Below are 17,069 nucleotides of genomic sequence, written 5' to 3' on the forward strand. Positions count from 1 at the left end.
AGGCACTGCGATGAGATACATACGACAATTTACGCGTAAGCAAGAGCGTAACCAGACGAAAACAATAGAACAGCAGAAACACGACCTCGACTTGGCAAGAAAAGTCCTGACGGCCGTTACGGCTTTTAGCTTTATCGGCAATCCCTTTGCGGCTATGGCGGCGTCGACCGTTACTCGTGTTCCTGGTGCGAGCGGGGAAATAAAGTTTGATAACAACGTTGCCAATATTTATGCCGAACAGATGAAAGGCGACACGGCGGTGAACCGATTCCAGGACTTCAAAATTGATGCCGGTGATATTGCCAACATGTATTTTCAATCTACTGCGTTGCAAGGAACAGATACATGGGCCAAGAACTTAGTTAACTTCGTCAACAGCCGCATCGACGTAGCTGGCACGGTCAACGCGATTAAAGAAAATAAAATCGGCGGCAACCTGTTCTTCCTAAGCAGCAACGGCATGGCCGTAACGAACAGCGGCGTAATTAACGCCGGCTCGTTGACTGTGTTAACGCCGACGCAGGATATTATGGATTTACAAAATAAACTTGATGGTAATTGGTCGGCTTCTGATTTTGCTCAGATTACGGATGCTTCGCAACGAATGGAAATTCCTCTTAACCAAGATGGCACGATTACCGTTGCTGGTACGATTCATACGTTAGGCGACGTGCAGTTGTATGCAGGGAAACATGTTAATGTGTCAGGGATGATACAGACAATGACCGGCGTTTCTAAGTTGCCTGATAATATCTTTAAGCATACTGTCAATATTGGCGATAAAAACGTGGCTTTTGAGAGTGATTTAACCGCAACAAACGTTGGTAACGGCGACATCGTACTGTCGGCGAAATCGTCCGTTACGGACAATCGCAAAGGCAGCGCCGACGCCAGTATTGACATCAGCGGTAAATTATACGGCCACGATATTACTGTATCGGCCGAGTCGGAAGCATCTTTTGCCGATGACGGCGGAAATATCGAAGTTGGGGAAATTGATACAAATAAAGTTCTGGATAAGTTGAATTTAGGCACGCTGAATGCCGATTATGCCGACGTGTCCAGCAAGGCAACAGTCAATATAACAAATGGCGCCGAAATCAAAGCGACGAACGACGTTTCCATCACTGCGAACAGCACCGCGTCTGTTGATGTCGGCGCGGCTCCTACGCAAAATGAAGATGGAACATACGGCGGTTTTGTTCCGGCTGCCGGCGTCGTCGTAGCTGATGTAGACAACACGGCGAAGGTTACGATGAGCGGCAGTACCGTTGAATCCGGAAATAACGTCGACGTGAAGGCCAATGCCGCGACTGAGCTGAAAGTAAGCGCGGCTGATGCCGGCGAAGATGAAGACAGCGGCGGACAGAAAGCCGGCGGTCAAGAATCGGCCAGCCTGGTTCATGCAGCTGTGGCTGTCGTCAGCAATACTACAGAGGCTGCTGTTGAAATGAACGGCGGCACGATTACAGGGAAAGGCGACGTCAACGTCAATGCCAACGTAAACAACAGCCTGGACGTATCGGCACAAGTCGGCGCGCCCGGCGCATCGGCAATGGCAACGGCTGTGGCCGTTGTACAGTCCAAGGGTTCTGCAACAGTAGATGTAACCAATAATGCAGCCATTACGGGGGCAAACGTCACGATTGCCGCTGAAAACACGGTAGACGGCAACGTCATTAACGTGGACAACGGCATCGGCGTGCCGGAAGAAGACCCGGCGGAAGAACAGCCGGAACAGGGCGGTTCTTCCGTGACAGATGAGCTGAAAGATGCGGCGTCGCAGATTTTATCCGGCGACTCGCTGACCGACGTCTTTATGAACGGGATTACGGGCAAAATCGACGAAGCGACGGGTACGGAAGACAACGGCAGCGGCGGCAAGCAAAATGCATTTGTCAAGAAGCTCGGCAATATGCTTGATTTAGGCGCCAGCGTGGCCGTCGTAGAAGAAAGCAACGCCGCAAATGTATCTATCAACAATGCGGTAATTACGGCAGGAGAAAAAAATTCTGAAGGTGTACTGGAAAATCCGGGCAAGGTAGATATTCATGCGAATACGGTCGTCGACGGCACGTCCATGATCGTTACCGGCCACGCCAATAAACAGACTAATACGGCAAAGAAAAAAGGTTCGTCCGGCAGCGGCGCGGCGGCAAATACCGGCAATATCATAGCCGATGCAGCCGTGTTGTACAATAAGATCGACAACGACGCCGCTGTTGAAATCAACGGCGCAGCTATTTCCGGCAGCAGCGTAGATATCAACTCGTCTGCTCAAATGCGGTATAATATCCGCAAGATGTATGATGACTTAAAAGATTCTGTAGACGCGTTAAAAGACGCTCTGGGAGATGCGTGGGACGATACGAATGACTTCTTTAAGCAACTGGACGAATTGGTACAGAAAACCGGCGAAGCTGTTACAGCGGTAGAAACGGAAGGAAAAGACGACGCCGTAGTGGAACAGCTGTTTAATAAAACCGTTACGGCCTTGCAGACCATTGCGGAAAATGCCGATGCTGTGACCGATAACGCCTCGGCTATTGTTGATGATGTCAAAGGAGCGAAAGAGGCTTTTGACTCGGTTAAAGAAAATCTGGAAACCTTTAAAGATACGAATAACTACGTCAACTACTATGTCCATACGGAAAGTACAGACGGCATAGAAAACAGCGCTGCCGGCGGCAAAGCCGGCGGGTTTGAACTGGGGATTGCAGGCTCTGTCAACGTGACTAACGTAAACAATACTGCTGCGACGGGCATTGGCGCCGGCACGACGATTATGACGAACGACGCTAATATTGCGTCTAATACGCAGACGGAAACCATAAGCATTACAGGCAACGCCGTGGAATTGATGGGTTCTAAAAAGAAAAAGAAGCCGTCAGGCGGCGCAGGCAGCACTACGGGAAATTCGTCGTCGGCTAACGTCGGCGTCGGAGCCAGCGTAGCTGTACAGGATATTACTGGCAACAGCGTCGTCATGGTCGGCGAAGGCGTCAATATCAGCGGCCTTAATAACGGAGCGGCCAAAACGATTACGATCGCGTCGAAAAACGTCATGGGACAGCAGGGTATTGTCTACGGCGCAGGCATTAGCGGCGGAAAGTCCGGCAGCGGCGCGGGAAGCGGCTCCGGCAATATCGGCGTAGAACTGCAGGGCATGGTCAATCTGATGAACGGCGGCTCGGACAGCGTCGTCAGCATAGATGACAACGTAAATCTGACCGGCCGGACAGTAAACCTTACGGCAGATAACGACAGCCTGATTACGGCAGTGACCGGCGGCGCGACGCTAGGCAACGAAAATACGGCCGCGTCTGTCGGCGCGAGCGTCGGCATGGTCAATTATGATGTCAACAACATCGTCGTCGTAGGTGATAATGGTAACGGCAATTCGACCGAAAGCGGCGAGAAATCGACAAAAGAAAAGACTGCCGATGATAAGCGCAAAGAAGGTACGGAGCTGGCAAAGAATTTAATAAAAAATGCCGGCATAACAATAGCGGCTAATCCGAGCGGAACGACTGCCGAAAAAGGTACGATTACGGCATCGGAATTAAATGTCAAGGCCAATACGAGCGGCCTTATTACCAACCTTGCCGTTGAAGCGGCAGCTAATACGAAGAGCAAAAATAAAAAGCAAAACAGCGCATTGACAAATCTCACGAATTTGACAGGAAGTAACAACGCCGCTAACGGCCTTATCGGCGAAAACGGTCAGGTCAACCAGCATCTCGACGCCGGCGACGCCAGCGCTAATACTGCCGTGAATACGGGAAATACTACGTCCGGCGGAGCTATGGGCACAGGCACAGCATCTTCCGGAACGACGACCTTGGCAGCGGCCGGAGGAAGCAATACGTCTACTAAAAACTCTGTAAACGTAGCGGGAGCCGGCAGCGTAGCGATCAATCTCCTCGACGGCGAAACAGGGGCCTTTGTTGACAACGTCGACATTAAGATGCAGGAAGAAGGTTCTGTAACAGTAGGGGCGAACGATTCCCTCTTTGACGGCGCTTTAGCCGGCGCGGCGGCGATTAACTGGTTTACTGCCAAAAATTCCGGCGGCAGCAATACCCCGAATATTCCCGCAAACGCTGCCGGCGGCAGCTCCGGCAATAATACGGAAGTCAGCGTCGGCGGCGCCGCAGGCGTTTCCAAGCTGGACCGCAATGTTTCGTCTGTTATCAGCAATTCGACGATTACAAATGCCGGCAGCATTGAAAATACGGCGACAAAGAGCGGTGCGGAGCTGGCGACAGGGCTCGGTCTTGCCGTCGCGGGAAGCAGCGATACGAGCGGTACGAATGTGGCCGTAGGCGCAGCCGTTTCCTATAACGAAGCGGACAGCGATATTCACGCCCTCCTGATAAACAACATGGTCAAACATGAAGAAGGGACCGAAGGAAAGACCAATATTACCAACAAAGCGACGAATAAGGATCTTCAAATTGCAGGAGGTATCAGCGTAGGCGTTGCGAAAGGCGGTAAAAACGGCGTCGGTGTCGGCGGTACAGCCGTTATCAGCGATATTGACAGCAATCTCCAAAGCGGCGTCATCGGCGGCACGTATGAAGATGTCGGAGACATGAAGGTCACGGCTACGGTGGCGACGACGCAGATCAGCGCAGGCGTAGCCGGAGCAGCTGCTGTAGGCAACGGCAGTACGTCTGCGGCCTTCGGCGGCGCTGTCAATTACAGCACGATTGACAATACGAACCGGGCTTTTATCGATAAAGCGACCATTACAGCAGATGGCAGCGTCGCTGTCAGTGCCGGCGATACAAATTCAGAAACAAGCGATTTCGCTTCTTTGGTAGAAGATCATGGCATTGATGCGTCGGGAAATACGGGAACAGAATGGGCCGATAAAGGCTATGAAGACAAGGAAAACGGCGTCGATTTCAGCAATGAAGATAATACGGGCAGCACCATCGTCAACGTTGCGACGGCTGTCGGTATAAGTACAGGCGCAAGCAGCGGCAGCGGCGCAGCAGCTGTAAACGTGAGTCAGGTAACCAACGACATGAGCGCCGATATTACGGGCGCGACGATTACAGCCGGCTCTGTTGCCGGCACGGCTGACACAAATACGAATTTGGTTACTGTTTCGGCGGGCATCGGCGCGTCCGGCGGCAAATTCGGCGGCGCCGGTTCTGTAAGCTGGAATGAATTGAACAATAACAATAAAGTAACTATTTCCGGCAGCAAGATTACTACGGGCAGCTTGACGGAAACCGCTTTAAATAAGGCTGATATTGTCAATGTAGCCGGACAGCTCAGCGGCAGCGCGTCCGGCGTCGGAGTAGGCGCGTCTATGGCCTATAACGACATGAATAATACGACTGGAGTCTATCTTAATGGCAGTACCGTAGACCTGACTGACGGCAGTGTGGGTAAAGTTAAGTTGAATGCTGAAAATGAAGCCGACATCATGGCGATTACTGCCGGCGCGACGGCGGCCAACACTGTTGCTGTCAACGCTATGGTTGCGGTGAACCGAGGCTCCAATTCGACGGAAGCTGTTATTGGAGACGACGGCAAAGACGTTACGATCAACGGTGTAACCTCTCTGGATGTTTCTGCGTCTGACGAAACGGAAGAAATGACGATTGCCGGCGGTATTACAGGGGCAGGCACTGCGGCAATCGGTGCAGGCGTGGCTTATAGCGACGTCGGCGGCAGCAGCGGCGATAATGATAAGGCCCAGCAGAAAACCCGTGCGGAAATCAATCATGCGTCTATTACGACGGCAGGCGAAACCGTCCATGTCGGTGTGTCTGTAAACGATGCGTCTAAGCTGACGACGATTGCAGCCGGCGGCGGCATCGCAGGCACTGCAGCCGTACAAGGCGAAGCGGCGACGGCTCTCATTAATAAACAAGTCAACGCGGCCATGAACGATGTTGATATCAATGCCGACGACGCGGATAATACGGCGGCTGACGTCGATGTAACGGCGAACAGCGACAGCCATATTCTGACCAGCGCAGACGTACTTACTATCAGCGATACGGCCAGCGTCGGCGCAGGCGTCGCCGTCAACCGCATTGTGCAGCAGACGAACGCGGCCGTGAACGGCGGCGTCATGAATGTCAATAACCTTGCCGTTCAGGCTCACGGCAAGCCGCGAATTGAAAACGTCGGCGTAGGCATTGCGGCGGCAGGACAAGGTGCAGGCGTTGCCGGTTCCGTATCGGTCAACATGATCGACAACGACGTGACGGCCCATATCGGCAGCGGTGCGAATATCGACGCCGACGGCAGCGTAGGCGTGGTCGCAACGAGCGACGAGCAAATCAGCAATTACAGCGGGATGCTTGCCGCGGCTGGCCAGGGGGCCGGCGTTGGGATTTCTGTCAGCGTAAATCAAATTCAAGGTGAAACCAGCGCGACTGTCGGCGATGAAGGCACGAATACGACTGTTTCTGCCAAAGGCAACGGCGACGGCTTGACGACACATACAGATATTTCCGAAGAGGATATCAATAATACCTTGATCAGCAGCGATACTGTCGATATGAATACGACTATTGGCAGACAGGATGAAACGCGCAAGGGATTTATTGTCGACGCTTCTTCGACTCGCGATATGAAATCGTTCTTGATTAACATCGGAGCTGCCGGTCAGGGAGCTGGCGTAGCGCCTACGGTTAACGTCAATATGATAGACGGTGCTACGACTGCCGGTATTTCCCATACGGTCATCAACAAGGGCGTATCGGCTGGCGATGTATTTGTCAATGCTGGCGATTATACGAATATGTCCGGCTTTGTCGGAAGCGGCGGTATTGCCGGCATGGGCGCTGGCGTAGGTCTCGGCAGCGATACGAATACGGTGAGCCGCAACGTCGAGGCTGTCGTGGATGGCAGCGATGTCAATGCCAAGGCCTTTGAAATCGACGCGGAGTCGATGCAGGGCGTATCATCCTTTACCGTAGGTGCTGGCGTAGCCGGTATTGGCGGCGGCGTAGCCGGCGTCGTGACAGTAACCGACCTTGCCAACACGACGAAGGCGGAGTTGCGTAACAGCAACGTGACGGCGAATACTGTCGACGTAACGGCTGACCATAAAGGCATCGTAAATGCTGGTAATGTCGGTGTTGGTGCAGCTGGTATTGGCGCAGGCGTAGGATTGTCGGTTGGTGTGCTGAAAGATAATTCGGAAACATATGCTCTGGTAAGCAATGATAGTACAGAAGAAAAGTCTATTGTGGCAGCCGGCGATGTTTCCATATCCGCGCAGAATACGACAACTGTGAAGCCTTCTATCTCAGCAACAGGAGCAGGCGTGGCGGGCGTAGCGGGAGCGACCTCTATCAATAATCTTAACAGTAAAGTTGTTACTGATCTTGCCAATGCAAATATTAAATCGAAGAGTGGAAGTATTCACGGAACTGCTAATAATACCTTTAACATTGAAGCGTATATGGGCAGCCAAGCTGGCGGCGCCGTCGGTGTCGGTGCGGGCGTAACGGTCAACACGATTGACAGTACCGTGCAAATGAACGTTTCTGACAGCAAGTTGCAAGCGGCTCAAAATGTGGCATTGACTGCCGACGAAACTCGCAATATCCAGCAGACGGCTACGAATGTGGCTGCTGGCGGCGCAGCGATCGGAGCAAATATCGCCATTACGACGGTTGGGCAAGCTGTTGAAAATATCGTCAATGAAGATGGCGAAGTCATTTCTAATGCTTCCGATAAAATTGATGAAGCTAATGAGGTATATGGCAGTAATGCAGATACGTTATTAAATGGTGCCGGCGACGCTCTGAAAACGGCCGGTATTGATGAAGAGAGCGTAACTCCTTCCGTCGGCGCAGCATACGGCGGTGGCAAAGATTCGCAAATTACCGTCAATATTTCGAACAGCGACGTGACAGCAGACGGAACGGTCAAAGCAGAAGCGACAGAGCATGATGACATTGATATGACTTTGGGCAGCGGTTCGGCCGGCGGTGCAGCCCTTAACGCCAGCGTCGGCATCCTTGATGTACACCGCAACGTAGGCATCAACATAACGGACGGCCGCATGACGGCGAACGCCATTGATGTCGATACGGATATTACCGGCGCAGCCAATCTTGACGTATACCAGGGCAGTGCTGGTGTAGTGGCCGGTAATGCCGCTGTGGGACAGGTCAGCACTGGCGGTGCGAGCCAAATTGATATTATGGGAACTAAGTTGACCGGAAGCAGTGTTGCAATAGTAGCTCAGGATACGAGCACGACAGGGATTCAGGCGTTTGCCGCGGCGAACGGCGTTGGTGCATTAGGTGCGCTTGTAGCAGAAGCATCAAATGACAGCGATATTTCTGTTAGCCTGATTGATGCCGAGGTAGATGCGAAAGAAGATGTTACCATTCAGTCGGAAAAGGCTAATACTGTGACCGCAGAAGCAGTAAACGAGGCTGGTGGTCTAGTCGGCGGAGCCGGCATGGGTGCGACTGTAACCGATACGGGAAGCAGCAAGATTACTCTTGAGAATGCGAAGGTGAAAGCTGGAAATACGATCGGAATTGACGCCGAGACACGCTCGGCCCTTACGGCCAATATCAATTCTGATGCCGGCGGCTGGTTTGCCGGTGGTTCAGTCAGCATTGCACAGGTCAATGCCGGTACGGCAGACGACCGCCTCTCGACAACTGTAGCAATGAAAGGCGGCAATACCTTTGAAGCCGCTGAGGTCGATATGTCCACAATGTCTAGTGTGGAACAGCATGTCGATATGGATGCGCTGTCCATTAGTGCTTACGGTGCGGCGCAGGGCAACGTGACGGAAACGGGTGCGTATACGGATGTAGCGATTACTCAGGAAGGCGCAGACATCTTCAAAGGCGCGTCTGATGACAGCACGGCGAACGTTCTCTTCAATGCGGATAATACGGTGTCGCAGACTGTTGATACCAGCGGCATCAGCGCAGCGGGAGCTTTTGCAACAGGCACGAATATCAGCACGACTACCAGCGATCTGCGCACGAATATCGCTCTTGCCGGCAGCGGCAAAGGCAGCCGAATCGGTGATTTTAAAGCAGATGCCGGAAGCTATGCTTCTATCTCCAATCATGTTAACGGCGACGGCGGCGCAATTGCTGACATCAGTTCTTTTGCAGCTAAAGCAAACAATACCTATAAGGCCGATACGGATGTGACGATCGGCGGAAATTGGAATGCTTCCGGAAGCTTTACGGCGCAGGCGCTGAACGGCATGGATATTGATGTCTTGTCCGAAGCGACCCGTGCAGCCGTCGTCGGCGGTAGCGGCACATGGCTCCGCAATACGATTGACAACGCAGCCAACGTGACCCTTGACAATGCTACCATCACAACGGAAGGCGCGCAGAGCTACGTTGCGCAGAACCAGGTCGATTACGTCGGCGAGATTGACGGCTCCGGCTACGGCGGCATCAACGTCAACGCCACCGATTATAAGGACGACCTCGACTTTACGGCTGGCGTAGATATGAAGAACAGCACGCTTACCGGCGCAGGCGACGAAGGCAGCATCACCGCCTTTGCCTCGACGACGGGAGACATTCACGCCAATAATAACTTGAAATCGGCGGGTGTTATTCCTGTTGCCCTTGCTTTCAGCGACCATGCTATTAATTATAAAAATAGTGTCAATGTAACGGACTCTACGCTTACTACGTCCAAGAAAGATCAGGACATCACGCTCGCTGCCAGTGATGATACAGTTGTTGATTTAGAAGCCATTGCCGATACACAGGGCGGAGCTGTTGGTGCGGCCTCAGCAAGCCTTACCAATAACATGGTTCGTCAGAATACCGTGAAAATTGGAGATGGCTCGAAGATAGAAAGCGCAAACGACGTCAACTTATATTCTGGCGCGGATGCGGATGGAAGAAATTCTTCACTGAAGATCAATGTTATTGCTGATGCATATAACAAAACAATCATTCCTGTGTATACTGCGCCGACCCTTGACAACAGCATGAAACAGGAGAACCATGTAGAAGCTGGCGGGGAGGTAAACAGTGTTCGCAATATTAATGCGAAAGCGAACAAAGGGAATACGGTCTTGGTCAAGTCTGCCAAAGAATACAATAATTATACTGGTACAAACGGAAACGGTTCCATTGCATCAACGGCTGATGGCACAATTAACGAAGAATCTGATGAAAAACATGATAACAAGATCAATGTAAGTGGTCAGTATACTGCAGGTATTCACGATAAATTAGAAATTAATATCAGTGGATCTACTGAGACGACCGAAGAGAATGGGGTGAATTACGATCAGATTAAGGTAGATATTACAGAAGGAGCAGAATGGTTCAATCCAGAAGGAAAAGACCCTAAAGATCTGTTGGATGTAAAGACGTTGGAGCTTGAAAATACGTTGTTAGCTCAATATACGGCTCTTCAAAATGCACTGAATGACTATAAGCCTGGCTCGAAAGAATATAAAAATCTATCGGCTGAAATGGACAAGTTAATCGAGCAGATGAAAGAGCTGAACTTCGTCGATATGAAATACGAAGAAGGAAAAGGCTGGTATAAGACAAATACGCCTGCATCCAACGTTACGGTTCAGGGGATTGCGTTGCCGGACATTCTCGTATCCGGCGGCAATATCAATATGGAAAGCGATAGTCTTACCAGTACGAATAATGCTGTGCTGACGGCCAAAGGCTCGCCGGAAATCACGATTAATAATAGCAGCGATCTTTATCTGGAAATTCATGATTTGGCTATTGTTGGAAAAGGCGGCGAAATTAGCTTCAATGGCCAGGATCTGACCGATACCAATAAAGGTAATTACCAGGGAGCGTGGACAAGCATTTCTCCGACCGATGAATTGCCGACCATTAATATTACTTCTACCTCTGCTTCTTCGTTCTCAAACAATCCTCTGGCACAGCCAGATATCAGTGTCGTAGGAAATCTTTCCAATACGGAAGGCAAGATCTGTGTCACTAACATAAACCATAATATTCTTATTGGTGAAAATGGAAATGTCAGCGCGAAAAACGTGTTCCTTACGGCTGAATCGGGAAGCGTGTCTCAGACAAGTAAGACAGGGATTTTCAATGTAGCCGGCGATCCGATCAGCCAATATCAGTTTAGTGATAAGGTTGCTACGCAGGTTCAAGAATATCTAAATAAGATACTCTTAGACGATGATCCGGAGAATGATAAACTGAATTTTAATTCATATGATGAATATTTGAAATGGTTAGTATCCAAGGTTGGTGTTGATCCTGATGATTTGGGCATCAATTCCGAAACGGCAACAAAAAATGAAGTCATCGACGAATCCGCAGGCATTCTTGCTGGGAACAATGTTTACATTAATGCATTAAATGTGAATATTAATGGCCTTGTACAAGCTGGGTATGGCAATTATTCGTCAACACTTACAGAAGAAGCCAATGATCGGATTAAGGAGATTACGCAAAATTGGAATCACACGCCGCTTTTGGATAGCGATGTTATCGGGCAGGAAAAATATCTTGTCAACGCTGGCGGAAAACGCTGGAATGATGAGACCAAAGTTTGGGATTATGAGGTAGGGATCTATTATAACCCGGCTACTCAAAAACTACTGGTAGATAAAGTGAGCCCAGATGGAGGCCAGATCTATATCAATGGAGCAGTGTCCAGTACGGGCAGCAACGGTCGTCTGATGGCAATGGATGGTGCAGCAGATATCCAAATTGATACTACAGTTGTCAAGGGAGATGCGGTACAAGGTATTGTGATGAATGAAATCGCAAATAAAAATATCGAAGGACTTATCAGCATCACCGACATGAACAAGACGACGGACAGCAAAGGAAATGCAGTGGATGGCTTGGTAACGGAGTATAAGAACGGCAGCTGGCGCGAGTATGAGTATGGTACATCAATCATAGACCGGCCGGAGTTCATCAATGTCGACAATGATTCTAACAGCAACGTGGAATATACGTATCAGCCGGAATCCGGCCTTCGTTATGAATATACGGGAGGTTATAAAGCAGGAGAAGAAAATCACTATTCTTATAAGGACTATTTCATTGCCTGGGGCTGGATCGACTACAGTACGTCAAGTGAAGAGCTGGATAAGATTGCCCAAGAGGGTAAAGCTGATGTTGAAACCAGTACGACAAATGGAGACGAATTAGCAAACGGCGTCTATATTGGGAAAGGAACTACAGGCGGTGACAACTCAAAGGATTGGTATATTACCGGCTCGGCACAACGCGGTGAGGAAGTGCCAGTCGGGAAACCTACCGATCATAAAGAGTGGGGTATGCATGAAGACGATAGTAAGAAAGATCCGGATTGGGTCGGAAAAATGTTTGGTTATGGAAGTATTGTGTATCAGTGGATTACGGAAAACACCACTAGCACGACTACTACGTCTAGTATCAAGGCAGATAAGCCTATTACGATCGGATTTGTTGGCGGAAAAGCCAATGAAGGAAAAATCGATATCAGAGGTAATCAAAATATTGAGCTGGCAGGGAATATCAGCAATGCCGAGGTTAATGGTGAAGGAAAGGGATACGTAAGTATTTCCAGTGGAACTGGTAGCATTATTGCCGGAAGCAATGCCAACATCCTGTCGGATGACGTAAGATTGGATGCGGCGACAGGAATCGACGTGACGCATTCAGCTATTGGCGATGCAGCGCATGTCGCTTTGTCGACAGATAGCGGAGATATCCGTTTTGAAAGTTATCATGGTGATATTACTGTCGAGCAAGCTGTGACTGGCGGTGCGAATCCAATTACTGCTGAAACGGGGAATGTATACTTGGAAGCAGCGGGCAGCATCCTCGACGGCCATACGTCTGGAAATTATGCCGTAAAAGGACAGCGTATCGATCTCGTGAGTACCGGTGGTTCTATCGGCACGAAAGATAAGGCATTCACTGTCCTTGGCGGCAGCGAGCTCTATAGCTCCGATACAATGGCGTCGAGCGTGAACGCATCTGCCGCAGGTGACATCGTTCTCACGCAGACGTCCGGCAACATGCGCCTCGGAACGATCGAAAGCACGAACGGCGACGCCGTGCTGACTGTCACGAAGGGCAGCTTTGTCGACGCTCATCCGTCGGAAAATAGTTCGTCCAGCAGCGCCCAGGATAAGATCGACCGCTGGCTCGAAAGCGGACTCATCAATGCGAAAGACGAAGCTGGTGACAATACAGAAGCAGCCAAAGCATCCAAAAAGGAAAGAGTAGATGCGTTGACGGCTCAGGCAAACTCGCTTGCCGGCGGCGATGAAGCAAAAGTCGAAAGCTACTGGGCTGCGGCGGATGCCTTCTATAATGACGAAGGTGTGAATCATGCGAAAGAGACCTATCTCAAAGCGGTTGCAGAGGCAGGCGGAGACAAAGAGAAGATTAATGCCGCATATGAGCAGTATCAGAAGGATTATAAGAATGCCAAGACGAAGCACTTCGAAAATAAAGAGTTCAGTGACGGAGAGCAGGATCTCATTACGAGTTATGCGGAGGTCTCGAACAGCGAAAACTATGGCTGGAGCAAGAATGAGCTCCTCTACGCGATCCAGGACAGTGTTCTCAACACAAAACCTGGCGAAGTGCAGACGGTAGATATGCCTAACGTCACGGCCAACAACATTACGCTCAACGCGGCGAACGGCGGCATCGGCATCGACGGCGAAGCCCAGTTTATCAGCAATGATGCCCTGAATGACGTAGAAAACCTGAAAATCTTGGCGGCCGCCAAAGCCGGCGACCTGACCTGGAGCGACGACGGCGTTACAGTTCGTCAGCAACAGGCCATTACTGTACAGGTCAAAGATAAAGGGCAAGTCAACGTAACCGGCAGAGACAACGTATACTTGGCCGGTGTAGAAGGTACGATGCTCGACATCAACGACATCAAAACGACTGGCGACATTCGCCTCCAAGGCGACGCAGGCGTCGACGTAGATTTACTCAAAGGCCAGGATCTCACCATTGTCGGCGGTGCGGGCAATATTACGAGCAGCAGCAATGAAGGCGGCTATATTTATACAGACCTTACAGGCTCGATCGACGCCAATGCAGATGGCACGATTTCCTTTGAAAGCGTCAATGACAGCGATTTGAAGATCCTCACAGCTGCAACTAACAAAGACCTCAATCTCAAAGCGGCTGGTAATATCCTGATGCAGAATGCAGAAGGGAGCACCGCCCAGGGACGCCTCAACGCCAATGTAATTAATCTTGAAGCCGGTGGGACTATCGGCACATCCGATACGGCTATCCGCATTCTGGATAATGGCGCCGTAGTCAATGCTGATGCAACCGGCGGCATCTGGATTTCCGGCGAAAGCGGCGATGGCTCTACAGGCAATCTCGTCATCGGCAACATCAATGGCGGCAGCTTCGACCTGACCAGCGTCAGCAACGTCAGCCTCGGACGCACCGACGATCCGAATACGGATGAAAATGAAGCGCTGACAGGCAGCATCAAGACGACACAGGACGACGCGTCTATTTCGGCAGTCAACGTCGATTTGGCCGACGGTACAGTCAATGTAGGGACGAATGACTTCAATGTCATTGCTACGAACGGCGACATCACCCAGTCGGAAGCTTCGAAAGGCCTCATTGCTAATCACGTCAACCTGTCCAGCACGGGCAGCCAGCTCTTGCTGAGTGAAAAAAATAATATCAACTCCGTTACGGTCAAGGGCTTAACGGACGACAGCCTGACAGGCAATGTGGAAATTCACAGCGCCGCCGACAGCTTCGGAGTGCAGTTTGGAGATAAGAATGGTGATACCGCTGCTGGTATTACTGTCAACGACGGCAGCATTGTCATTCAGCATAACGGAAGTGCTGACGGTAAGCTCACTGTGACCGGCTCGGCGACGACGCAGAAAGCCAACGGTAGCGATGTGAATGCGGACATTAGTTTCAGCGGTAAACAAAGCGCTATCGACGTCAAAGGTACGATGAATGCCGGAGACAACTTCTCGGCGACGACAGAAAGCGGAGCCATCAACATTACCGGCACGGTAACGGCCCATAATGGCGAAGTCAAAGCGACGACGAACAGCGGCGCGATTTCTTTCGACGGCGACGTCACGGCCATGCGCGGCGACGTCACAGCTGCGACCGGCAGCGGTGATGTGACCTTCGACGGCAGCGCTGTTGCTAAGACCGACATCCTGCTGGAAAGCGGCAGCGGCGCCATTACGGTGAACGGCATCGCAACAGCTGGCAATCAATTCAAGGCGGATACGGTAGACGGCAAGATTACTCTTGGCGGCGACGTTACCGCAACGGCGGGATCTGTGAACGCCCATACTACTGCCGGCGACATTGAAGTCAAGGGCGACGTAGATGCGGGAACGGACATCGATTTGGGAAGCGGCAACGGTGCGATTACCGTAACCGGCAGCGCGACGGCTGGCAATAATTTCTCAGCAAAGACAGGCAGTGGCAGCATCACTCTGGGAGACACTTTGGAAAGCAAGGTAACGGCTGAAACTGGCAAGGTCTTGGCCCAGACGCAAAGCGGCACGGTGCTCGTCAACGGCAGTATTCAGTCGGCTTTCAATACGGAGCTGCAGGCTGGGATTACGGCTGATGACAGAGGCAACATTACTGTCAACGGCAACATCGCTTCGGGAGAAGAAGTCGTAGCGACGGTTGCGAACGGCGATATCGTCTTTGAAGGAACGACGACGGCTAGTGACGGCGACGTGAAGGCCGAAGTTACCGGCGACGGCTCCATTACCTTCAACGGCGCGGTCACGGCTAATTCGAATGGCGAAGGCGGCGGCAACATCGTGGCGAACGTTTCCGGTGAGGGTAACATCACGACGGAAAGCGATGCTGTATTTAATGCCGATAAGGACGTGCTGTTCACGACGAACGTCGGAAATATCACGGCCAACAGCGCAGTAACTGCCGGCGAGGACATCATTTTCAAGGTACTGACTGAAGGTGATATGACGCTTCGCGATGACCTGAAGTCTGAGCAAAACATTGATTTGAATGTAAATTCCGGCAATATCCTCTTTGAAGGTACGCAGGACGGCGTCCATGAAGACATCTATGTAACGTCGAATGGCGGCGACGTGACCGTTTCTATCAACGAAGGCGGCAAAGGCGATATTAAAGACACGAATGGCAAAGGTGCTGATGGAGACTGGGCGAATATTCGTGCCGAGGAAGGCAATGTGACGGTTAAACACGACGGCGTCGGCGACGTTGACTTGTATGAGCTGTATGCGAAGAAGGACGCCGGCGTTTCCGTAGCTGACGGCAATCTTCACCTCGTCGACGTCAGCGGCAACCTCGTAGCTATTTTCGTGAAGTCCGAAGGCAAGGAAATGGATGTGGAAAACATCGAAGCGGCCCAGCAGATTGCTATTTCCGGCTCCAACATGGATCTGGACAGCATTACCCAGCGTGAAGACGGCGACGGCTTCCTGGTCATTACGCCGGAAGGCACGGCGGACGACCAGCCGATTGACAACCTCGTGATCGGCGACATCCTGACCAACGGCGGCGTGCGTTTCGACCATCTGTGGCTGAATACCGGCAATATCCACGTCAGTGAGGGAGCGCTGCATCTGGACAAGGTTTACGTACAGGATAAGGCCACCTTCAGCACCGACGACATGACGACGAACGTCTTCGGCTCGGCTCCGGTCTACGATGACAGCGTATCGAGCTCGTACTGGGTCAACACGAGCATCAACAGCCCGAAGGACGACCTCGCGGCGTGGAACAGCGACGAGCTGAACGACAAGTGGATGCATATCTTCTTCTCGCCGGAAGGAACCGTCCAGATCAGCAACGGCAACCTGCTCCATCTGGCTGACCACAATTACGCATACAATCAGCGGTACAGCCAGGTCGATTGGATGAATCTGTTTACTGACGAAGATTTCTATAACTTCTATGACAAGTATTATGCGCCTGACCTGTCGTACCACGAACGGTACGGCCTGACGAGCGGCAGCGGTCACAGCGTAGAAAACGCTGAAGAAGACGAGGTCATCGTCGAATAAGGAAAGGCAGTTTGTATGAACTACATGGCAGCAGGGGCCCTGCATGATAGGGCTCCCAGCTGCTGTA

The 17,069-nt window shown here is 51.3% G+C and carries 1 protein-coding gene; it reads left to right on the plus strand.

All coding sequences use genetic code 11. The features are described from left to right. Window positions 1-10: 10 nt before the first annotated feature. Window positions 11-17,002, plus strand: coding sequence for a hypothetical protein (locus B5F80_RS02810; RefSeq protein ID WP_087477301.1), 16,992 nt, complete (start codon window positions 11-13; stop codon window positions 17,000-17,002). Window positions 17,003-17,069 lie beyond the last annotated feature (67 nt).

The sequence above is a fragment of the Megasphaera sp. An286 genome (genome assembly GCF_002163455.1).
Lineage (GTDB): Bacteria > Bacillota > Negativicutes > Veillonellales > Megasphaeraceae > Megasphaera > Megasphaera stantonii.